The organism is uncultured Pseudomonas sp., assembly GCF_913777995.1.
In the GTDB taxonomy this organism is placed as follows: domain Bacteria; phylum Pseudomonadota; class Gammaproteobacteria; order Pseudomonadales; family Pseudomonadaceae; genus Aquipseudomonas.
This window is the reverse complement of sequence record NZ_CAJYVE010000018.1, coordinates 32,016-52,788: the sequence shown is the minus strand read 5'-3', so window position 1 is coordinate 52,788 and position 20,773 is coordinate 32,016. Positions and strand designations below refer to the sequence as shown.

Genomic DNA, 20,773 nt, shown 5'->3' with positions numbered 1-20,773 from the left:
GTCATGTAGCCACTATAGTGCACCGTCGGGATGCTCGCCTAGCACCACGTTCAAAAAGGACGCGGAGCCTGCGGGAGCTCTTCGCTCAGGATCTTGAGGCAAGCCCCGTTGTCGGCCTTTTGGCAATGAACCTGCAAGTTAGCAGTCCAGCGGAAAAAGAAACGGTGACCAAAACGGCGACCAAAAACCCCATAAACGAAAAAGGCCCACCTTGCGGTGAGCCTAAGTCGTTGTTTTGTATGGTGCCGGCACCAGGAGTCGAACCCGGGACCTACTGATTACAAGTCAGTTGCTCTACCAACTGAGCTATACCGGCAATGGCGGCTGAGTATATAGACTCTGGCGCGCTTGTAAAGCCTAGCTGCCTGATTCGCCTGGATAAATGGGCGGGGTGGGCCGTCCGTCGAGCGGTCGGGGCGGTGGGGCGTTCGGGGGGCTGAAGGTCTGGCGTTTCGGGCCGATACAGTGGGGTTGGCATGCGGCCATGGACCACAGGTGCAATGCAGAAGACCCTCACCCATTACGAGCAATTGAACGTTGCCCGCGATGCGTCGCCCGAGCAGATCAAGCAGGCGTATCGCAAGCTGGCGCAGCGGCTGCACCCTGACCGCAATCCGGCGGCGAATGCCGCGGAGCTGATGAGCCTGGTCAATGCTTCGCACTCGGTGCTGGCGAACCCGGAGAAACGCGCGCGCTATGACGCCGAGCTGGCCGATCAGGAGCGGCGTCAGCGCCAGGCCCAGGCTCAAGGCCAGGCAGTGGCCGGGCAGGCGCGTCAGGGGGCGGCGGTGTATGCGGCGGCGGCACGTCCGGCGCAGCCGGCAGCACAGCCGAAGCCCCAGCCTCAACCTCGCGCGGCCCAGGCGCGTGCGGCGTCGCGGCCCCAGGCCAAGGGCACTGCGCGGCGTCGGCGGCGTGGGCTGGTGCGCTGGGCGCTGCTGTTCATGACCTTCTGTGCGGCGGGTGCCTGGATGGGCTACGACCGCAATGCCAGCCTGTCCTACATGCCCACCGATGCCTTGCCGGCGCAGGCCCGCATCAAGGCCGAGCCGCCCTTGGTGCAGGCGGCGCTGCCGGCAGCGCAGCCCACTCCGGTAGAGGCGGAATGCAGTGTCCCGGCGCTGGACCCGACCGGCGCGCCGTGGCCCAGCGCGGCGGGGTATTTGTCGGGTATGCCGCTGCTGCGCCAGAACGGCTGGTCGCAGATCATCATCGACAACTCCGGTGGCGACTCGGCGGTGTACGCCAAGGTCACCGATGCGGTGGGGCGCAACGCCTACCGGCATGCCTACATCCCGCCCGGCGGGCAGTTCAGCTTCTCGCGCATGGACGCCGGTTACTACCTGCTCAAGTACCAGATGCTCAAGACCGGCTGTGCCTTCGCCTCCAGCCGCATCCTGCTGGAAGAAACGCCCATGGGCAGCCAGATCAAGTCCAGCGTCTACAAGCTCACCCTGCGCAAGTTGCAGAGCCAGGGCGTGCCGCCGGGGCGCCTCAAGCTCGATCAGTTCTGAGCCGCGCCGGGCCTTCTGCGCAGGCATGTTTGCGGCTTTATTCACAAGTTCCGTGAATCTGTATTTTTTCTGACGTGCGGAGGCCCGGCGGCCAGGCGGTCGCACGTAAATACGCGATCTAGAAGCTTATTGACTTTGCCGGCAGCGCGTTGCGGCGGCCCATTGGGGCGATTTCAGCGGGTGTTTTCCCCAGGCTGCGGATTTTCATCAACAGAGTTATCCACAGGTTGTGGATGCCTTTTGTCGGGCAATCAGCAGCAGGTTGCGGGGGGTTAGAGCGGTGGCGCAGAAGCTGCCCAGTTGCACGTCGTAGCCTCGTTCTTGCAGGTAAAGGGCGCGGTCGAGGACCAGCCACACTTCCAGCGGGCGGCGGAACAGGTTGCGCAATAGCTCGAGATTGCGGACTTCCGCCAGACGTTGCCATCCTTTTGCCTCTAGCTCGGGCCAGTCCTGCTCACCGAGGGCGGGCAGGTGCTTCAGCCGTGCCAGTTCCTGGCAGTAGTCGGCGTAGGGGCGGGCCAGCCAGGCGACGGGCAGCGAAGGGGTCGGCAGATAGTTGTCCACATTGCGCACGCGGCGTTGCAGCAGGTCGAAGCCCAGGCGCCGGGCCATGGACTGATCGCGCTGGCGACGCACCCGTGCCGGGGCGGTGACGGTTTCGCTGAGCGGCAGGCCCAGGTCGTCCTTGGTCAGTTGCAAGGCCGAGGCCTGCCCGGCGCGGGACAGCGCCTGGTAGTGCGCGGCGGTGGTGCGGTTGTAGCAGCACGGCGCGATGGCCAGCTGTGCACAACCCGCCTGGCTGGCCAGTTGCAGCAGCCGCACGTGCAGGTCGCCGCAGGCATGCAGCGCCACCGGGGTGTGCGAGGGAAGCAGTTGCCCGGCGCAATCGGCGGCCATCACGTCCTGCAGGTGGTGTTCGGCATCGATAGCATGGCGAGCGCTGAGGGCCTGGCCGGCCTCGACCAGCGCCGGGTCGTATTCCAGGCAGGTCAGGTGCTGGCCGGGTTGGGTCAGGCGGCGGCCCAGGTGGCCTTTGCCGGCACACCAGTCCAGCCAGTGGCTGGGGGCGGGCGTGAAGGCCAGGCGGCTGGCGAAGGCTTCGATCTGCTGCCACTTGCGGCCCGGCACGTCGACGCTCAGGCGCGGGGGCACCGGGGCCAGGGGCTGGGCGGGGAGTTCGTCGACCTGCGCCAGCGCCACGGCTTGCGCGGCCAGTTGTGGAAAAGGCGCGGGGGCGGCCAGCTGCTCGGGGTGGTTATGCGCGGCTTCGGCCTGTTCCAGGCTGCGGTTGCGCAGCCAGGTGGCGAGCTGTGGGTGCTGCTGCTCCCAGGCCAGTTCACGCTCGGTGAAGGGCTTGGGCCGCCACAGGTCCTGGTGCTCGCTCAGGAAGCGGTCCAGGGCCTGGAAGCGGCCGAGCAGGTCGCGGCTCACGGGGTGCCGTTCAGCGGCCTTGGGTCATGTCGACCCGCAGGGCTTTTTCCAGCAGCTTGAAGCCCTGCACCAGCACGAACGACATGAGCAGGTAGAACAGCCCGGCGGCGAAGAAGATCTCTACCGGCAGGTAGGTGCGGGCGATGATGGTGCGTGCCATGCCGGTCAGTTCCAGCAGGGTGATGGTGCTGGCCAGGGCGCTGGCCTTGAGCATCAGGATCACTTCGTTGCTGTACGCCGGCAGGCCGATGCGCACCGCGCGGGGCAGGATGATGTGCAGCAGCGCCTTGCGCTTGGACATGCCCAGCGCGCGGGCCGCTTCGATCTCGCCGGTGGGCACCGCCTGGATGGCGCCGCGCAGAATCTCGGCGATGTAGGCGGCGGTGTGCAGGGTCATGGTGATCACCGCACACCAGAACGGGTTGCGCAGGTAGGGCCACAGCACGCTCTGGCGCACGGCTTCGAACTGCGCCATGCCGTAGTACACCAGAAACAACTGCACCAGCAGCGGCGTGCCACGGAAGAAGAAGATGTAGGCGTAGGGCAGGGCGCGTACTGCCAGCAGCTTCGAGGCGCGGGCAATCCCTAAGGGAATGGCCAGGATCAGCCCGGCGATGACGGATATGGCCACCAGCTCCAGGGTCAGGGTCGCGCCCTGGGCCAGGCGCGGCAGCCATTTGATGATCACTTCCCAGTTCATCAGGCGCTCCTCGTCAGGCCGCGGGCGGCGCGTTTTTCCAGAAAGTACATCGCGGTCATGGCCACTACGGTCAGGCCCAGGTACATGAAGGCCGCCACCAGGTAGAAGGTGAAAGGCTCTTTGGTGAAGCCGACGGCGATCTGCGCGTGGCGCATGATTTCTTCCAGGCCGATCACCGACACCAGCGCGGTGTCCTTCATCAGGATCATGAACAGGTTGCCCAGGCCGGGCAGGGCGATGCGCCACATCTGCGGCATCACCACGCGGAAGAAGATCCGCGCGCGCGACAAGCCCAGGGCCAGGCCGGCTTCGCGATGGCCCTTGGGCACCGCCAGCAGGGCGCCGCGAAACACTTCGGTGGCGTAGGCGCCGAAGCACAGGCCCAGGGCGATGACCCCGGCGGCGAAGGCGTTGAGTTCCAGGTCGGGCATGCCCAACCAGCCACCCAGGGCGCGCATGCCGTTGACGGTGCCGAAGTAGATCAGCAGCACCCAGAGCAGTTCGGGTACGCCGCGCACCAGGGTCGAATAAGTACCGCCGAGCCATTGCAGGGCTCGGTTGGACGAGGTCTTGGCCAGGGCGCCGAGCAGGCCCAGCACCAGGCCGAGGCACAGCGCCGCAAGGGCCAGCTGCACCGTCATCAGCATGCCGGCAGCGAGCGCCGGGCCGAATCCGTGGAGTTCGATGTTCATGGGCAGGTGGTTTCAGGCAGCCGTCCGGCCAGCGCCGCCCCTCGGGGAGCGCTGGCCGGAGGGTGGATCAGAGAATGCTGAACGGGAAGTACTTGTCGTTGATCTTCTTGTAGGTGCCGTCAGCGATGATTTCCTTCAGGGCGGCGTTGAGCTTTTCACGCAGCGGGTCGTCGCCCTTGCGTACGGCGATGCCGACCTTGTCGTTCTCTTCGACCGGCTTGCCCTTGAACTCGAAGTTCTTGCCCGCGTCGCTCTTCAGCCACTCGTAGGAAACGTACTTGTCGGCCAGCAGGGCGTCGGTGCGGCCGGCAGAGAGGTCAAGGTAGGCGTTTTCCTGGGTGTCATAGAGGCTGACGTTGGCGTCGCTGCCCATGTTGTCTTCCAGCCAGGTGCTGGCCAGGGTTGCGCGCTGGGCACCGATGGTCTTGCCCTTCAGGGCTTCCTTCAGCTCTGCGGCGCTCTCGCCCTTCACCTCGGTGGTCTTCGGCGCGATGAACTGCAGCTTGTTGGAGTAGTAGGGGTCGGTGAAATCCACGGCCTGCTTGCGCTCGTCGGTGATCGACAGCGAAGAGATCAGGAAGTCGAACTTCTTGGCGTTCAGCGCCGGGATGATGCCGTCCCAGTCGGAGGTCACCGGCTGGCACTCGACTTTCATCTTGGCGCACAGGGCCTGGGCGATTTCATAGTCGAAGCCCACCACCTGGCCGCTGGCATCCTTGTTGTTGAACGGTGGGTAGGCAGCCTCGATCCCGAACTTCAGGGTCTCGGCGAACGCGTTGCCGGTGATTGCCAGAGTGGCGGCGGCGGCCAGCAGTAACTTCTTGTACGTCTGCATGGGTGTTGCTCCGTTAGCGATTGCTCGACATGAATTGTTGACACCGTACCGAACGCGGGGCCTCGAAGACTTGCTGGGGAGTGCCCTGTTCTTCGATCTGCCCCTGGTGCAGGAAGACTACTTCACTGGATACCTGCCGGGCGAAATTCATTTCATGGGTGACCAGCAGCATGGTCCGGCCTTCCTCGGCCAGGCCGCGAATGACGTTGAGCACTTCCTGGACCATTTCCGGGTCCAGGGCCGAGGTCGGCTCGTCGAACAGGATGACCTTGGGCTGCATGGCCAGGGTGCGGGCGATCGCCGCGCGTTGCTGCTGGCCGCCCGACAGCTGGGTGGGGTAGGCGTGGCGCTTGTCGGCGATGCCGACCTTGGCCAGCAGCGCCTCGGCCACTTCGGTGGCTTCGGCCTTGCTCTGCCCCAGCACCCGGCGCGGTGCCTCGATGATGTTGTCGAGTACGCTCATGTGCGGCCAGAGGTTGAAGTTCTGGAACACGAAACCGACCTCGCTGCGCAGGCGGTTGATCTGCGCGTTGTCGGCCGCGACCAGCTCGCCATTGCGCGCCGGCTTGAGGCGCAGCTCTTCGCCGTTCACCAGAATCTGGCCCTGGTGCGGGTTCTCCAGCAGGTTGATGCAGCGCAGCAGGGTCGACTTGCCGGAACCGGACGAACCGAGAATCGAGATGACATCGCCGTCACGTGCGGTCAGGGAAACGCCCCGCAGCACGTCGAGCTTGTCGTAGCGTTTGTGCAGGTTGCGGATTTCCAGGGCGGGCGTGGCCTCGGCCATGTGGGGTCCTCACAAAAATTGATGCGTGCGCGGGTTGGCGATCTGCCCGGCGCTGAGCATAGCCCTCTATTGGGGCGGCGCAGCCGCTTGCATGGGGGGCAGGGAGTGTCGCCGCAACGGCAACGGCCAGCGCGGAAAAGGCTCTCCAAGGCCGGCGGTTTGGCGCAAAAGGGCGCGATGTTGCCAGTTTTGCCGGGGGCTGAAAAGCATTTAGGGCCAAATGGCAGTCCATGTGTTGCACTTGTTTGGTGCTCGTTACGACAAAATGTTTCCGTGTGGTGCGTTTCATTGGGAAATTCTGAGGCGTTCGGTAACAAATCCTGCACGGGCTGTAAAAAATCCCTTTCAGCGATTCGTCTGTAAGCCGCGCATTCTCTACGCGACGTCGTTTTCAGGATGTTTCTGGCGCGGATCTTGCGTAAAGGATAAAGAACACCGCCGTAGCATTCTTTTTACGAGGGCGCGCCGGTGTGTATGGCTCGATTCGTAAAGGTGCTTTCCATGAGCAATTCCGCAAATTCCTCCACGCTTGATCAGGGCCTGAAACCTCGGCACATCACTATGCTGTCGATTGCCGGCGTCATCGGTGCCGGGCTGTTCGTCGGCTCCGGCCACGCCATCGCCGCTGCCGGCCCAGCCGTGCTGCTGGCCTACGCCGCTGCTGGCACCCTGGTCGTTCTGGTCATGCGCATGCTGGCTGAAATGGCCGTAGCCTCACCGGACACCGGGTCCTTCTCCACTTATGCAGACCGCGCCATCGGCCGCTGGGCCGGTTTCACCATCGGCTGGCTGTACTGGTGGTTCTGGGTACTGGTGATTCCGCTGGAAGCCAACGCCGCAGCGGCCATCCTGCATGCCTGGTACCCGCAGGTGTCGTTCTGGGTGTACTCGCTGGTCATCACCCTGCTGCTGACCGCCACCAACCTGTTCAGCGTGAAGAACTACGGCGAGTTCGAGTTCTGGTTCGCGCTCATCAAGGTGCTGTCGATCATCGCCTTCGTGGCCCTGGGTGTGGCCGCGATCTTCGGCCTGCTGCCGATCAGCCAGGTCAGCGGTGTCAGCCACCTGTTCGACACTGGCGGCTTCATGCCTAACGGCCTGGGCGCGGTGCTGGCAGCCATTCTCACCACCATGTTCTCGTTCATGGGCACCGAGATCGTCACCATTGCCGCTGCAGAATCCAAAGACCCCGCCAAGCAGATCACCAAGGCCACCAATTCGGTGATCTGGCGTATCTGCCTGTTCTACCTGGTGTCGATCTTCATCGTCGTGTCGCTGGTGCCATGGAACGACCCGAGCCTGGCGCAGGTGGGTTCCTACCAGACCGTCCTGGAGCGCATGGGCATTCCGAACGCCAAGCTGGTGGTGGACATCGTGGTGCTGATCGCCGTGACCAGCTGCCTGAACTCGGCGCTGTACACCGCCTCGCGGATGCTCTACTCGCTGGGCAAGCGCGGTGACGCGCCGGCCATGGCCAGCCGCACCACCGCCGCCGGTACGCCGCATTGGGCGGTGCTGCTGTCGACTGCCGCGGCCTTCCTGACTGTGATCGCCAACTACGTGGCCCCGGAAGCGGTATTCCAGTTCCTGCTGGCCAGCTCGGGCGCCATCGCGCTGCTGGTGTACCTGGTCATCGCCGTGTCGCAACTGCGCATGCGCCGCAAGCTGCTGGCCAGCGGTCAGCCGCTGACCTTCCGCATGTGGCTGTTCCCCTGGCTGACCTGGGCGGTGATCCTGTTCATCTCGGCCGTGCTGATCACCATGCTGTTCATGGAGAAGCACCGCATGGAGATCGTCGCCACGGCGCTGCTGAGCATCGGCGTGATCGCCACCGGCCTGCTGACCTCGCGCCGCCGCAAGGCAGCCGCACAGCAGGGCGCTACCGTTCTGAACTGATGCAAAAAGGCCGCTCCAGCAGGAGCGGCCTCAACCGCGAAAGATTCACCACCGTCATCCCGGCTGAAGCCGGTCCTACCGGTCTTTCGTCGGCCTGGTGGGAGCGGCTTCAGCCGCGAAGGGCTTTTCACCGTCATCCCGGCTGAAGCCGGTCCTACCGGTCTTTCGTCGGCCTGGTGGGAGCGGCTTCAGCTGCGAAGGGTTTGCCACCGTCATCCCGGCTGAAGCCGGTCCTACCGGGGCATCCGGTCAACCGCGCAGCAGGGTCTTCCAGGCTTTGGTCTGGGCCACGGTCAGGGCCTGGCGTACGCGCTGCTCGAGCAGCTCGTCGCTGATGTGCGCGTGGGCCAGTTCTTCCAGCTTGTTCAACTCGCCATACAGTTGGTCGACCTCAGGCAGTTCCAGCACGTCGCGGGCCCAATGCATCCAGGCCTGGATGCGTTCGATGCGCGGCAGTTGCTCGGCCAGGTCTTCAGGCTGCTGCTGGTAGCGGTCCAGCTGCAGGGCGGTGGCTTCCGCTTGCAGCAGGGTCGGCAGCCAGTTGCCCAGCGGTACCGCGCCCAGGCGTTCGCCGCGCTTGTTGCGCTCGACCGTCCAGCTGCGCGCCAGCAGCCAGCGCGAAGTGTTCAGCGAGAACTCGCCCCAGCGGGTGTCCTGTAGCTCTTCGAGGAACTGCTCATGGGCGGCGGCGCGCACGTCGGCGTCGTCCTGGCCAGCCTGCACCAGCGGGCGCCAGTCTTCGAGCAGGGCGTCCAGCGCCTTGCGCAGGCTGGCGGTGGTGGTGCGTGGCGCGCACTGGCCCAGGCTGGCGGTCAGGGCGCGCAGTTCAGCCAGGCGCTCGACCCAGTCCTTGAGCAACCGCCAATGGCCATTGAAGCGATACTGCTCGGCCAGCCGCTGGCTGCTGCCCAGCAGGTGCCAGGCCAGGGCCGTGTAGGCATCGTCCAGCGGCAGTTCGGCGTGCAGTGCCGGGGCCTTGAAGCTCAGCGAATAGCTGTCGGCATCGAACAGACGGTAGCCACGCTCGGCCTTGCTGATGTCGCAGGGCATCAGCGGCAGGCTGGTGGCCAGTTCGGCGGCCAGTTCCAGCAGGGCATCCGGCTCGCCTTCGCGCAGTTCCAGCTCCAGCTCGCAGATTTCTTCCTTGTGCTTGCCGGCCACCACCTGGCCCAGGTCCAGGGCGGCTTCGATGACCACCTTGGCCTTGCCACGACCCCAGGCGATTTCGGCCTTTTCACGCACGAAATCGGTGGTGAACAGCGGCTTGATGGTTTTCTTGTCCAGCTCGGCCAACTGCTCGGGCCAGCATTGGCCGTCGAGTTTCTTCAGGTCCAACTTGGCCTTGGGGATGTCCCAGTTGAATTCGTTGCGCTCGGACAGGCCGGCGACGCTCTGGCCACGGGTCTTGAGGGTCTGGATGAGCTGCTCGCCGTCGCGGCGGATGCGCAGCGCGACCTTGGCGCGGGCCAGGTCACGTTCCGGGGTGTCGAAATACTGGTTGGTCAGCTCCAGGCGTTCCCAGCCGCTCTTGTTGCGCTTTTTCAGCAAGGGGTGCTCGCGCAGGGCGGCAAGGGTCTCGCGGCTGACGCGGAGTTTAATTTCGGTTTCTTTCTGCATGGCCGGGGCGATCCAAACGCGGGGGGTACGGGTGAACGGGCAGCCGCACGGGCTGCATGGAGCGGCAGTCTACAGGACATGGGCGGTTTATTCCTGGCGCGTTATGGCCCTATGATGGTCGCTCAGCCCGCGAGGAGCCGTTGCCCATGCCGTTGCCGTCCTTGAAGGAGCAGTTCGCTGCCCTGATCGCCACCCCCTCGGTGAGCTGTACCCAGCCCGCGCTGGACCAGTCCAACCGCCCGGTCATCGACCTGCTGGCCGGCTGGCTGGGCGACCTGGGGTTCAGTTGCGAGATCCAGACCATTTCCCCTGGCAAGTTCAACCTGCTGGCCAGCTACGGCAGCGGCCCCGGCGGCCTGGTGCTGGCCGGTCACAGCGACACCGTGCCCTACGACGAAGCGCTGTGGCAGAGCGACCCGTTGAAGCTCACCGAAGTCGATGACCGCTGGGTCGGCCTGGGCAGCTGCGACATGAAGGGCTTTTTCCCGCTGATCATCGAGGCCGTACGGCCACTGCTCGACCAGCCGTTCAAGCAGCCGTTGTTGATTCTCGCCACCTGCGACGAAGAGTGCTCCATGGCCGGTGCTCGCGCCCTGGCCGAGGCCGGGCGCCCGCTGGGCCGCGCGGCGGTGATCGGCGAACCCACCGGGTTGCGGCCGATCCGCCTGCACAAGGGGGTGATGATGGAGCGCATCGACATCCTCGGGCGCAGCGGCCATTCCTCCGACCCGAGCCTGGGGCACAGCGCGCTGGAAGCCATGCACGACGTCATCGGCGATCTCAAGGTCCTGCGGGCGCAGTGGCAGGCCGAGTACCGCAACCCGCAGTTCAGCGTGCCGCAGCCGACCCTCAACCTGGGCTGCATCCACGGTGGCGACAACCCCAACCGCATCTGTGGCCAGTGCTCGCTGGAGTTCGACCTGCGCCCGTTGCCGGGCATGGACCCGGAAATTCTCCGCGGGCTGATTCGTCAGAAGTTACAACCACTGGCCGAACGGCATCAGGTGAGCATCGACTACCGGCCTCTGTTCCCCGATAGCTCGCCGTTCGAGCAGCCGGCCGATGCGGAACTGGTGCGCCTGGCCGAGCGTCTGACAGGCCATACGGCCGAAGCGGTGGCATTTGGTACCGAGGCGCCTTATCTTCAACGCCTCGGTTGCGAGACCCTGGTGCTGGGCCCCGGCGATATCGCCTGTGCCCATCAGCCGGGCGAATACCTCGAAATGTCACGTTTGCAGCCTACCGTGCGTCTGTTGAGGCAACTGATCGAACACTACTGCCTGAGCCCGCAATGAGCGGGCCGGCCCTATCACTCAGCCCAAGGAGACCGCGCGTGTTGCCAGGCCTGTTCCGACGATGACCGCCACCATGTCGTGAGTGTGTTTCTGTCTTTCGTCCACTTCCACACAGGCTTTTGCGTTCATGCCCGAATACGTCAACTGGCTTCGCCACGCTTCTCCTTACATCAACGCCCACCGCGACTGCACCTTCGTGGTCCTGCTGCCGGGCGATGCCATCGAACACGCCAACTTCGGCAACATCGTCCATGACCTGGTGCTGCTGCACAGCATGGGCGTGCGCCTGGTGCTGGTCCACGGTACCCGCCCGCAGATCGAAAACCGCCTGGCGCAGCGTGGCCTGCAGCCGCGTTTCCACCGCGACCTGCGAGTGACCGATGCGGAAACCCTGGAGTGCGTCATCGACGCCGTGGGCGGCCTGCGCATCGCCCTGGAAGCCAAGTTGTCGATGGACATCGCCAACTCGCCGATGCAGGGCTCGCGCCTGCGCGTCACCGGCGGCAACCTGGTCACTGCACGGCCCATCGGCGTGCTGGATGGCGTCGACTACCTGCACACCGGCGAAGTGCGTCGCGTCGACCGCAAGGGTATCAACCGCCTGCTCGACGAGCGGCACATCGTGCTGATGTCGCCGCTGGGTTACTCACCCACCGGTGAGGTGTTCAACCTGGCCTGCGAGGACGTCGCCACCCGCGTGGCCATCGACCTGGGCGCCGACAAGCTGCTGCTGTTCGGCGCCGAGGCCGGTCTGCTCGACGAGAGCGGCAAGCTGGTGCGTGAACTGCGTCCGCAACAGGTGCCGGCGCACCTGCAGCGCCTGGGCATGAGCAACTACCAGGCCGAGCTGCTCGACGCCGCCGCCGAAGCCTGTCGCGGTGGCGTAGGCCGCAGCCATATCGTCAGCTACGCCGAGAACGGCGCGTTGCTGGCCGAGCTGTTCACCCGTGACGGCAGCGGCACCTTGGTGGCCCAGGAGCAGTTCGAGCGGGTCCGTGAGGCTGGCATCGAAGACGTCGGCGGGCTGATCGACCTGATCACCCCGCTGGAAGAGCAGGGCATTCTGGTGCGCCGCTCGCGGGAAGTGCTGGAGCGCGAGATCGAGCAGTTCAGCGTGGTCGAGCGCGAAGGCATGATCATCGCCTGCGCCGCGCTGTACCCCATTGCCGACTCCCAGGCCGGTGAGCTGGCCTGCCTGGCGGTGAACCCGGAATACCGCCACGGTGGCCGGGGCGATGAACTGCTCGAACGCATCGAAGACCGCGCCCGCGCCTTGGGCATCACCACGCTGTTCGTACTCACCACGCGCACCGCGCACTGGTTCCGCGAGCGTGGCTTCGAGCCCAGCAGCGTCGACCGCCTGCCCAGCGCCCGCGCCTCGCTGTACAACTACCAGCGCAATTCGAAGATCTTCGAAAAGGCGCTTTGAGGTTTTTTGTTGAGCGAGCTTGCTGCGATCAAGTCGCCACGTTCTCCGCAGCGGGGGCGACTTTGCCCGCTTTTCGCGAGCAAGCTCGCTCCCACAAGCCAGCATGAGTTCAACCGATCAGTAGCGCTTCACCATGAGGCCCTGCCACTTCTGCCAGTGTCTTGCGCCGTGGCTTTCCCGCACCCTGGCGATGCACGCGGTGCGGCGGGAGGCAGCCATGGCCACAGTCTTTTATCGCTACGACGCCCTGGACCGGGTGGCTCGTCGCTTCGGCGCCAAAGCCGAGGCCAGTCGGCGGCCGCACCAGGGGCTGCGTCGGCCCGCCGGTTTCAACGGCGAGTATGCCGAGCCGTTCACCAGCCATTACCTGTTGGGCAACGGCTACCGCGCCTACAGCCCGGTGCTGATGCGTTTCAACAGCCCGGACAGCCTGAGTCCGTTTGGCGAGGGCGGCCTGGGTGCCTATGCCTATTGCCAGGGCGACCCGCTCAATCGCCGCGACCCGAGCGGGTATTTCGATATTGGCGATCTGTTTCGTGAAGCCTTCCCCTACGTGGTGCTGGTCGGCTCGCTGGCCAGCTCGGCAATGATGTACAAGCTGACCAAGCCCAGGTTTGCCAAATGGCGTGCAGGCAGCGGCTCCAGGGCTGACAAGGTCATGTCGGTGGGCGCCGTCGGCTTCATGGCCTCGGCGGCAGTGGCGGGTGCCGGCGGCGTAGCGAGGATCGCCGATCCGCAATCCGATGCCGGCTATGTGCTGGGCGTACTGGGGGTCATTGCCGGCATTGCCTTTCAGGGCGTGCGTTACACCGGCTACAAGATGAACAAACCGGTGCCAAGGCCTGTGCCGAAGGGCCTGCCGGTCAGGCGTAGCCTGGTCGAGCGGCCGCTTGTCGAACCCCGCTTGCCACGCCAACTGCGCGGTTTACCGGTGCGCAACAGCCTGGTTCATCGATCCACCTCGAATGCCACTTCGATCCGCCAGTCACAGGCTTGAGGGCGGGCGCTCGGTTTCACCCTGTAGCGCAAGGAACCCTTGCCCACCCCTCGCAGTCGCATATTCACATCATCCCGTTCCATTCCCGTTTTCCCGGCGTCCGCTAAGGAGTCTGCATGCCCGTTGTCCCTGCAAGGCTGGTCGGCGCAGGTCTGGCTGTCGTGTTGTCGATGGCCGGCTGCAGCCAGGAGCAGCCTGAGGCGCCCAAGCTGCCGCGTGTCTTCGTACAGGCCGTACAGCCGACCGAGTTCGCCGCCAGTGTGGCGCTGACTGGCGACATCCAGGCACGGGTCCAGACACCGCTGTCGTTTCGGGTGGGCGGCAAGATCATCGAGCGCCATGTGGATGTCGGCGACCGCATCAGCGCCCGCCAGGTGCTGGCACGTCTGGACCCCAAGGACCTGCAGGTCAATGTCGACTCCGCCCAGGCGGCGGTGGTCGCCGAGCAGGCGCGGGTGACTCAGGCCAAGGCCGCATTCTGGCGCCAGCAGCATTTGCTGCCCAAGGGCTACACCAGCCAGAGCGAATACGACGCCGCCCAGGCTCAGCTGCGCGGCAGCGAAAGCGCGCTGAAGGCGGCCCAGGCGCAGTTGGCCAATGCTCGTGAGCAACTGGGTTATACCGCGCTGGTCGCCGAGGCACCCGGCGTCATCACCGCGCGCCAGGCCGAGGTCGGGCAGGTGGTGCAGGCCACCCAGCCGATCTTCCAGCTGGCCCGCGACGGCGAGCGCGACGCGGTGTTCAACGTCTACGAGTCGCTGTTCGTACAGCCGCCAGGCGACCAGCCGGTGCAGGTCAGCCTGCTGGAGAATCCGCAGATCAAAGTGCTGGGCAAGGTGCGTGAAGTGACCCCGGCGGTGTCGGCGCAGACTGGCACGCTGCAGGTGAAGATCGCCCTCGAGCCGCTGCCGCCAGGCATGGACCTCGGCTCGGTGGTCAGCGTGGCGCTCAACCCGCCGGCCCGGCCTCGGGTCGAGCTGCCGTGGGCGGCGCTGACCAAGAATATCGGCCAGGACATCGGCCAGCCGGCGGTGTGGGTGGTGGATGCCGACGGCAAGGCGCAGCTGCGCACGGTCAAGGTCGCGCGCTACCTCACCGGCAAGGTGATCCTCGATGACGGCCTGCAGGCCGGCGAGAAGGTGGTCACCGCCGGCGGCCAGCTGCTGCATCCGGACATGCAGGTGGAAATCGCCGAGCCCAAAGGCACCGCCAAGGGAGGCCAGCCATGAAGCCTTCGTTCATGCTGCTGCTCTGTGCCGCGCTGCTGGCCGCCTGCGGCAAGGACGAGCCGCCCGCCGAAGCGGTGCGGCCGGTGGTGTCGGTGCGGGCCGAGGCCGAGTCGCAAGCGGATTTTGGTCGTTTCGCCGGTAACATCCAGGCGCGCTACCAGAGTGTGCTGGGCTTCCGGGTGCCGGGGCGCATCGCCCAGCGTGCGCTGGACGTCGGCAGTGAAGTGCAGCAGGGCCAGTTGCTGGCACGCCTCGACCCCACCGACCAGCAGAACACCCTGCGCAACCGCGAGAGCGACCAGGCGCGGGTCGAGGCGCAGTACATCAATGCCCAGGCCAATGCGCGACGCCAGCAGATGCTGTTCGACCGGGGTGTCGGCGCGCAGGCGCAGCTGGACAACGCGCTCACTGACCTGAAGACCAGCCAGTCGTCACTGGACCAGGCCCGTGCCGCCGCGCAGCAGGCCCGCGATCAATTGAGCTACAGCGAACTGCGCGCCGACCACGATGCGCTGATTACCGAGTGGAAGGCCGAAGTCGGCCAGGTGGTTACCGCTGGCCAGGAGGTGGTGACCCTGGCCCGGCCTGACGTCAAGGAGGCGGTCATCGACCTGCCTGCCGACTTGCTCGACCAGCTGCCGCCCGACGTGCGTTTCATCGTGGCCAGCCAGCTCGACCCCAGCGTCAGCACGGCGGCGACCCTGCGGGAAATCGAACCGCAGCCCGACCCTTCGACCCGCACCCGGCGTGCGCGCCTGAGCCTCGCCGAGCAGCCGCCGGCGCTGCGCCTGGGTACGGCGATCAGCGTGACCCTGACCTCACCCATCACCCCGCGCGTGCGCTTGCCGCTCAACGCCCTGCAGCAAGCCGACGGCCAAAGCCGCGTGTGGGTGGTGGATGCCGCCAGCCAGACCGTCAATCCACGGCCGGTGCAGGTCGTCAGCCGCGACGACGACAGCGTTCTGCTACGCGACGGGGTCAAGCCCGGCGAGCAGGTGGTCAGCGCCGGGGTGAACAGCCTCAAGCCGGGGCAGAAAGTCAAAATCGATAAGGACGCGCCACGATGAAGGGCAGCTTCAACCTCTCGGAGTGGGCGCTGCGGCACCAGTCCTTCGTCTGGTACCTGATGTTCGTCGCGTTGCTGATGGGCGTGTTCTCGTACATGAAGCTGGGGCGCGAGGAAGACCCTTCGTTCACCATCAAGACCATGGTCATCCAGACCCGCTGGCCCGGCGCGACGGTGGACGAAACCCTCAACCAGGTCACCGACCGCATCGAGAAGAAGCTCGAAGAGCTGGACTCGCTGGACTACGTGAAGAGCTACACACGCCCCGGCGAGTCGACCATCATGGTGTTCCTGCGCGACACCACCGACGCCGCGGCGATTCCACAAATCTGGTACCAGGTGCGCAAGAAGGTCGACGACATTCGTGGGCAGTTTCCCCAGGGCCTGCAGGGCCCGGCGTTCAACGACGAGTTCGGTGACGTCTACGGCTCGATCTACGCCTTCACCGCCGACGGTTTCAGCATGCGCCAGCTGCGCGACTACGTGGAGCAGGTGCGCGCCGAGATCCGCGACGTCGAGGGCCTGGGCAAGGTCGAGATGGTCGGCCAGCAGGATGAAGTGCTGTACCTGAATTTCTCGACCCGCAAGCTGGCTGCCCTGGGCCTGGACCAGCGCCAGGTGATGCAGAGCCTGCAATCGCAGAACGCCGTGACGCCCGCCGGGGTGATCGAGGCCGGGCCAGAGCGCATCTCGGTGCGCACCTCGGGGCAGTTCGCCTCGGAGAAGGACCTGGCCGCGGTCAACCTGCGCCTCAACGACCGCTTCTACCGGCTCAGCGACATCGCCGACATCGAGCGCGGCTTCACCGACCCACCGGAGCCGTTGTTCCGCTACAACGGCCAGCCGGCCATCGGCCTGGCCATCGCCATGCAGGATGGCGGCAACATTCAGGAATTCGGCAAGGCCCTGCACGCGCGCATGGACCAGGCCACCGCCAACCTGCCGGTTGGCATTGGCGTGCACAAGGTTTCCGACCAGGCCGAAGTGGTGGACAAGGCGGTGGGTGGCTTCACCAGCGCGCTGTTCGAGGCGGTGGTGATCGTCATGCTGGTGAGTTTCGTCAGCCTGGGCATTCGTGCCGGCCTGGTGGTGGCCTGCTCGATTCCGCTGGTGCTGGCGCTGGTCTTCGTGTTCATGGAATACAGCGGCATCACCATGCAGCGGATTTCCCTCGGTGCGCTGATCATCGCCCTCGGCCTGCTGGTGGACGACGCGATGATCACCGTGGAAATGATGGTCACGCGCCTGGAACTGGGCAAAAGCAAAGAAGAGGCGGCGACCTACGCCTACACCTCCACGGCCTTTCCGATGCTCACCGGCACCCTGGTGACGGTGGCCGGCTTCGTGCCCATTGGCCTGAACAACAGCTCGGCGGGCGAGTACACCTTCACCCTGTTCGCGGTAATCGCCGTGGCCATGCTGGTGTCGTGGATCGTCGCGGTGCTGTTCGCGCCGGTGATCGGCGTGCACATTCTTGGCAACCATGTGAAGAAGGGCAATGACGAGCCGGGGCGTATCGGTCGCGCGTTGAATGCCAGCATGCTGTGGTCCATGCGCCATCGCTGGCTGGCCATCGGCTTCACCATCCTGTTGTTCGCCCTGGCGCTGTTCTGCATGCGTTTCGTGCAGAACCAGTTCTTCCCGGCCTCGGACCGCCCGGAAATCCTCGTCGACCTGAACCTGCCGCAAAGCGCCTCGATCAACGAGACGCGCCAGGTGGTCGACCGCCTGGAAGCGACCCTCAAGGACGACCCGGACATCCTGCGCTGGAGCACCTACATCGGCCAGGGCGCGCTGCGTTTCTACCTGCCGCTGGACCAGCAACTGCAGAACCCGTTCTATGCCCAGCTGGTGATCGTCAGCAAGGACCTGGAGGCCCGTGGTGCGCTGACCGAGCGCCTGCAGAAGCGCCTTCGCGAGGACTTCGTCGGCGTCGGCACCTTCGTGCAGCCGCTGGAGATGGGGCCACCGGTGGGGCGGCCGATCCAGTACCGGGTCAGCGGCCCGGACGTCGACCGTGTGCGCCAGCACGCCATCGAACTGGCCGCGCTGCTGGACCGCAATGATCACATCGGCGAGGTGGTGTACGACTGGAACGAGCCGGGCAAGGTGTTGCGCGTGGAAATCAACCAGGACAAGGCCCGGCAACTGGGCTTGTCGTCCGAAGACGTGGCCTCGGTGATGAACAGCGTGGTCAGCGGCACCACCGTGACCCAGGTACGCGACGGGATCTACCTGATCGACGTGGTGGGGCGTGCCGAGGACGCCGAGCGCGGCTCGCCGGAAACCTTGCAGAACCTGCAGATCGTCACCCCGCAGGGCACTTCGATTCCGCTGCTGGCGTTCGCCAACATCGACTACGAGCTGGAGCAGCCGCTGGTCTGGCGTCGCGACCGCAAACCGACCATCACGGTGAAGGCGGCAGTGCGCGACGAGATCCAGCCCACCGACCTGGTGGCGCAGCTCAAGCCAGAGATCGAAAAATTCAGCGGTGGGCTGCCCAGCGGCTACTCGGTGGCCACCGGCGGCACTGTCGAAGAAAGCGGCAAGGCCCAGGGGCCGATCGCCCAGGTGCTGCCCCTGATGCTGTTCCTCATGGCGACCTTTCTGATGATTCAACTGCACAGCGTGCAGAAGATGTTCCTGGTAGCCAGCGTGGCGCCGCTGGGGCTGATCGGTGTGGTGCTGGCGCTGGTGCCCACCGGCACACCGCTGGGCTTCGTGGCGATTCTCGGGGTGCTGGCGCTGGTGGGCATCATCATTCGCAACTCGGTGATCCTGGTGACCCAGATCGACGCCTATGAGCAGGCCGGCTACCTGCCGTGGGACGCGGTGGCCGAAGCCACCCGCCACCGCCGCCGCCCCATCCTGCTGACGGCGGCGGCAGCGAGCCTGGGCATGATCCCCATCGCCCGCGAGGTGTTCTGGGGACCGATGGCCTACGCGATGATCGGTGGCATCGTGGTTGCCACGCTGCTGACCTTATTGTTCCTGCCCGCCCTGTACGTGGCCTGGTACCGCATCAAGGAACCCTCCGAACAGCAGCGGCGCGAAGCCCGGGTCGATGCTGACGATGCCGAGGGGGCGCGGCCAGATCAGGCCTGACCGCCCGCATGCGCGGTCAGGCTCAGCTTGCCGATGCGCGCCGGGGTCAGGCTGGCCTGTACCTCGCTGCCCTCGGCGGTATGGCCCTGGACTGCCGGCCGGGGGGTGGCCACGTTCAAGAAGCACTGGGTCAGAGGCTTGCTGAAAAACAGGCGGGCCACGAAAGCCTGCCATTCACGGGTCAGCGCCACCATGACGGGTGACACCTGCATGTAACCCTCGGCATTCAGGCCACCCACGCTGACCGTGACGTAGGGAAAGTCGGCGTCTTCCAGCGCCTTGGCCTCGAAGCGGAGGACCAGTGTCTGCCCGCTCAGGTCGGGCAATTGCTGGGAAATGAACGCGTCGACGGGCAGCAGCACGCTGTTGCCGGTGTCATGGGGTTCGAGTTTGGGGTCGAAGTCGCTGGGGCCCCAGCCGCTGAAACCTTTCTTGAAGTAACCATTGGTGATGAGTTCATTGCTCATGATCGTTTCCTTGATAGATGGGTGTGTGCCCACTGAGCGGTGGCCGCTTGGCGGCTGAGCGGGCATCGATGTGCCTGGCCACGTCCATGTGGCGACAGGTATCGACGGCTGCCGGAATGGACAGCCGGGGTGCACGTAATCGGCAGGACCCGATGATGTCAAGAGCAGGGAGAGAGGCGGCGTGTGGCGGGGCTCAGCCGCGCCGCCACACGCTGGCCAGCCACGGCTGCTGGTCGCGGGGCAGGCCGGCGGGGCGGTAGTAGTGTTCCAGCTCGCTGAAGCCCGCGCCGGTCATCGCCTCGCGCCAGGCCTCCAGGTCATGCCAGGCACCGTAGCGCGGGCCGCTCCAGCCCTCGCGATTGTCACCCCGCGGGTTGGAGCTGAACAGCACCCCCGCGGGCTTGAGGCAGTCGTGCAACTGGCGCAGTACACGGGGCAGCTCCTGGCTGGGTACATGGAACAGCGAGGCGTTGGCGAAGATGCCGTCGAAGCGTTGCGCTGGCAGTTGCAGGGCCAGGAAGTCCTGGTGCCAGACCTCGCAGCCGCTGTCGGCACGGGCCATCTCGACGAAACGCTGGCTGCCGTCCAGGCCCACGGCTACGTGCCCCAGGCGGGTGAAGGTTTGCAGGTCGCGGCCGGGGCCGCAGCCGAAGTCGAGGATCTGCCAGGGGGCCGGCGCCTGGATGTGGCGCAGCAGGGCTTCGATGTTCTGGCTCACGTCGTGGTCGCGCGTGCCTTCGCGGAAACTCTCGGCACTCTGTTCATAGTGGGCGAGCGTGCCGCGGGTGATCTGGTCGAGGTCCTGGGGGGCAAGTTTCATGAAGGGCGGTCCGGCAGGCTGAGGATGCGCCACTATAGCCTGTGGGCCGATGTGTGTGGCGCGGCCGCTCAGTCGTCCCCGTCATGCAGCGGTATTTCCCGGGGCGGCGCCCAGGATGAATTGTTGCCGACCCGGTCGATGATGCAGTAGGTCGCCTCCAGCGACGGCTCATCACCCGTTTCACGCAGCAGCGCGGGGGGGACCACGAACTCCACTGGCTCACCGATTTCCTCGACCCGCAAGGGCGGCAGGTCCATGCGCGTGTCGCCCCAGCGCAGGGTGATCTCGTCGTGGGGCGCCATGTTCGGATAGGGCTCGATGCTCAGCGGCAGGCCGCTGTCGCGATGCCTGGCGGTGATGCCGCAGCGCAGCACCGAGGCGGGCAGCGACAGTGGCGCCAGGCCCTGGTTTTCCGCCTCGTCAGGGCCGAGCAAGGCGCCGCCCGGCGCGTCGAGCTTGACCCACAGCTTGCGGCAGGCAGAGGCCTGCGGCGTGCCACCGACTTTCATCACCCGGTAGCTGGCGCGTGCCTTGCCGTTCTGCAGGAAGCTTTCCGGCACGCGCAGCGCCACCGGCTGGTGCAGGTCGCTGGCACTGAGAATCTTCGAGGCGACGTAGCAGTCGTTCCAGAACAGTTCGATCAGGTCGCCTTCGTCCATGCCCGGGTACACCGGGATCTGCACCAGCAGGCGTGGGGCCAGGCGAATGCCGATGCCATGCCGGCAGGTCTGGGGAATGTCGGGAGCGGCCAGCTTCGGCTGACCGTAGATGCAGCTGGGGTGGCTCATATACAGGTACTCGCAGGTTCAAGTCAGGCGACCGGGCCATGGGATACGGCGCACGGATCGTGCTCTGGCCCTCGCTGGCACAGGCCCGTGATACGAGAGGTGAGA

At 65.7% G+C, this 20,773-nt stretch carries 17 protein-coding genes and 1 tRNA gene; 8 read left to right on the top strand and 10 right to left on the bottom strand.

Annotation, left to right across the window (positions count from 1 at the left end; genetic code table 11):
- Positions 1-240: 240 nt before the first annotated feature.
- A tRNA-Thr gene (locus tag QZ497_RS07735) sits at positions 241-316 on the bottom strand.
- Positions 317-500: 184 nt separating this feature from the next.
- Between QZ497_RS07735 and QZ497_RS07730 the strand changes: the two genes are divergently transcribed.
- Positions 501-1,514 carry a J domain-containing protein gene (locus tag QZ497_RS07730; RefSeq protein ID WP_295472821.1) on the top strand — a complete coding sequence of 338 codons (1,014 nt, stop codon included), beginning with the start codon at positions 501-503 and terminating at the stop codon, positions 1,512-1,514.
- A gap of 216 nt (positions 1,515-1,730) precedes the next feature.
- Here QZ497_RS07730 and QZ497_RS07725 read toward each other — a convergent pair whose 3' ends face one another.
- The 5 genes from QZ497_RS07725 to QZ497_RS07705 form a co-directional block, all read right to left on the bottom strand.
- Positions 1,731-2,945, bottom strand: a complete 1,215-nt coding sequence (locus QZ497_RS07725) for a methyltransferase (protein WP_295472819.1) — start codon at positions 2,943-2,945, stop codon at positions 1,731-1,733.
- A gap of 10 nt (positions 2,946-2,955) precedes the next feature.
- Positions 2,956-3,645, bottom strand: coding sequence for an ABC transporter permease (locus QZ497_RS07720; RefSeq protein ID WP_295472816.1), 690 nt, complete (start codon positions 3,643-3,645; stop codon positions 2,956-2,958).
- Positions 3,645-4,337 (bottom strand): ABC transporter permease subunit, encoded by a 693-nt coding sequence (locus QZ497_RS07715; RefSeq protein ID WP_295472815.1) that lies wholly within the window; start codon positions 4,335-4,337, stop codon positions 3,645-3,647. Before QZ497_RS07715 ends, QZ497_RS07720 begins: the two co-directional genes overlap by 1 nt.
- A 67-nt stretch (positions 4,338-4,404) precedes the next feature.
- On the bottom strand, positions 4,405-5,172 hold the full coding sequence (locus tag QZ497_RS07710) for an ABC transporter substrate-binding protein (RefSeq protein ID WP_295472813.1): 768 nt from the start codon (positions 5,170-5,172) through the stop codon (positions 4,405-4,407).
- Positions 5,173-5,185: 13 nt separating this feature from the next.
- A complete protein-coding gene (locus tag QZ497_RS07705) occupies positions 5,186-5,959 on the bottom strand; it encodes an ABC transporter ATP-binding protein (RefSeq protein WP_295472811.1) in 774 nt (257 codons plus the stop codon).
- Between the two features lie 501 nt (positions 5,960-6,460).
- Between QZ497_RS07705 and gabP the strand changes: the two genes are divergently transcribed.
- On the top strand, positions 6,461-7,855 hold the full coding sequence (gene gabP, locus QZ497_RS07700; protein WP_295472809.1) for a GABA permease: 1,395 nt from the start codon (positions 6,461-6,463) through the stop codon (positions 7,853-7,855).
- Positions 7,856-8,104: 249 nt separating this feature from the next.
- Here gabP and QZ497_RS07695 read toward each other — a convergent pair whose 3' ends face one another.
- Positions 8,105-9,472: a CYTH domain-containing protein gene (locus QZ497_RS07695; protein WP_295472807.1), complete on the bottom strand. Its 1,368-nt coding sequence runs from the start codon at positions 9,470-9,472 to the stop codon at positions 8,105-8,107.
- A 146-nt stretch (positions 9,473-9,618) separates the two neighbouring features.
- Between QZ497_RS07695 and argE the strand changes: the two genes are divergently transcribed.
- The 6 genes from argE (at position 9,619) to QZ497_RS07665 (ending at position 18,593) form a co-directional block, all read left to right on the top strand.
- Entirely contained in the window at positions 9,619-10,767 is a 1,149-nt protein-coding gene (gene argE, locus QZ497_RS07690; RefSeq protein ID WP_295472805.1) for an acetylornithine deacetylase, read from the top strand.
- A gap of 127 nt (positions 10,768-10,894) precedes the next feature.
- The gene (argA, locus tag QZ497_RS07685; RefSeq protein ID WP_295472803.1) at positions 10,895-12,196 is read left to right on the top strand and encodes an amino-acid N-acetyltransferase; all 1,302 of its coding nucleotides are present in this window, start codon (positions 10,895-10,897) and stop codon (positions 12,194-12,196) included.
- A 217-nt stretch (positions 12,197-12,413) separates the two neighbouring features.
- A complete protein-coding gene (locus QZ497_RS07680; protein ID WP_295472802.1) occupies positions 12,414-13,193 on the top strand; it encodes an RHS repeat-associated core domain-containing protein in 780 nt (259 codons plus the stop codon).
- A 116-nt stretch (positions 13,194-13,309) separates the two neighbouring features.
- Positions 13,310-14,422: an efflux RND transporter periplasmic adaptor subunit gene (locus QZ497_RS07675; RefSeq protein ID WP_295472800.1), complete on the top strand. Its 1,113-nt coding sequence runs from the start codon at positions 13,310-13,312 to the stop codon at positions 14,420-14,422.
- Positions 14,419-15,489: an efflux RND transporter periplasmic adaptor subunit gene (locus tag QZ497_RS07670; RefSeq protein ID WP_295472799.1), complete on the top strand. Its 1,071-nt coding sequence runs from the start codon at positions 14,419-14,421 to the stop codon at positions 15,487-15,489. The genes QZ497_RS07675 and QZ497_RS07670 overlap by 4 nt, the downstream gene beginning before the upstream one ends.
- Positions 15,486-18,593 carry an efflux RND transporter permease subunit gene (locus QZ497_RS07665; protein ID WP_295472797.1) on the top strand — a complete coding sequence of 1,036 codons (3,108 nt, stop codon included), beginning with the start codon at positions 15,486-15,488 and terminating at the stop codon, positions 18,591-18,593. Before QZ497_RS07670 ends, QZ497_RS07665 begins: the two co-directional genes overlap by 4 nt.
- Here QZ497_RS07665 and QZ497_RS07660 read toward each other — a convergent pair.
- From QZ497_RS07660 to QZ497_RS07650, 3 genes are all read right to left on the bottom strand, one after another.
- A complete protein-coding gene (locus QZ497_RS07660; protein WP_295472795.1) occupies positions 18,584-19,060 on the bottom strand; it encodes a hypothetical protein in 477 nt (158 codons plus the stop codon). The two genes, QZ497_RS07665 and QZ497_RS07660, sit on opposite strands and share 10 nt — an antisense overlap.
- A 193-nt stretch (positions 19,061-19,253) precedes the next feature.
- Positions 19,254-19,880 carry a class I SAM-dependent methyltransferase gene (locus QZ497_RS07655; RefSeq protein ID WP_295472793.1) on the bottom strand — a complete coding sequence of 209 codons (627 nt, stop codon included), beginning with the start codon at positions 19,878-19,880 and terminating at the stop codon, positions 19,254-19,256.
- 68 nt (positions 19,881-19,948) lie between these two features.
- Positions 19,949-20,668: a hypothetical protein gene (locus QZ497_RS07650; protein WP_295472791.1), complete on the bottom strand. Its 720-nt coding sequence runs from the start codon at positions 20,666-20,668 to the stop codon at positions 19,949-19,951.
- Positions 20,669-20,773 lie beyond the last annotated feature (105 nt).

Coding starts and splice junctions, on each gene's coding strand:
- QZ497_RS07730 (WP_295472821.1), top strand. CDS start 501: ATGCAGAAGACCCTCACCCATTACGAGCAATTGAACGTTGCCCGCGAT.
- QZ497_RS07720 (WP_295472816.1), bottom strand. CDS start 3,645: ATGAACTGGGAAGTGATCATCAAATGGCTGCCGCGCCTGGCCCAGGGC.
- QZ497_RS07715 (WP_295472815.1), bottom strand. CDS start 4,337: ATGAACATCGAACTCCACGGATTCGGCCCGGCGCTCGCTGCCGGCATG.
- QZ497_RS07710 (WP_295472813.1), bottom strand. CDS start 5,172: ATGCAGACGTACAAGAAGTTACTGCTGGCCGCCGCCGCCACTCTGGCA.
- QZ497_RS07705 (WP_295472811.1), bottom strand. CDS start 5,959: ATGGCCGAGGCCACGCCCGCCCTGGAAATCCGCAACCTGCACAAACGC.
- gabP (WP_295472809.1), top strand. CDS start 6,461: ATGAGCAATTCCGCAAATTCCTCCACGCTTGATCAGGGCCTGAAACCT.
- QZ497_RS07695 (WP_295472807.1), bottom strand. CDS start 9,472: ATGCAGAAAGAAACCGAAATTAAACTCCGCGTCAGCCGCGAGACCCTT.
- argE (WP_295472805.1), top strand. CDS start 9,619: ATGCCGTTGCCGTCCTTGAAGGAGCAGTTCGCTGCCCTGATCGCCACC.
- argA (WP_295472803.1), top strand. CDS start 10,895: ATGCCCGAATACGTCAACTGGCTTCGCCACGCTTCTCCTTACATCAAC.
- QZ497_RS07680 (WP_295472802.1), top strand. CDS start 12,414: ATGGCCACAGTCTTTTATCGCTACGACGCCCTGGACCGGGTGGCTCGT.
- QZ497_RS07675 (WP_295472800.1), top strand. CDS start 13,310: ATGCCCGTTGTCCCTGCAAGGCTGGTCGGCGCAGGTCTGGCTGTCGTG.
- QZ497_RS07670 (WP_295472799.1), top strand. CDS start 14,419: ATGAAGCCTTCGTTCATGCTGCTGCTCTGTGCCGCGCTGCTGGCCGCC.
- QZ497_RS07665 (WP_295472797.1), top strand. CDS start 15,486: ATGAAGGGCAGCTTCAACCTCTCGGAGTGGGCGCTGCGGCACCAGTCC.
- QZ497_RS07660 (WP_295472795.1), bottom strand. CDS start 19,060: ATGAGCAATGAACTCATCACCAATGGTTACTTCAAGAAAGGTTTCAGC.
- QZ497_RS07655 (WP_295472793.1), bottom strand. CDS start 19,880: ATGAAACTTGCCCCCCAGGACCTCGACCAGATCACCCGCGGCACGCTC.
- QZ497_RS07650 (WP_295472791.1), bottom strand. CDS start 20,668: ATGAGCCACCCCAGCTGCATCTACGGTCAGCCGAAGCTGGCCGCTCCC.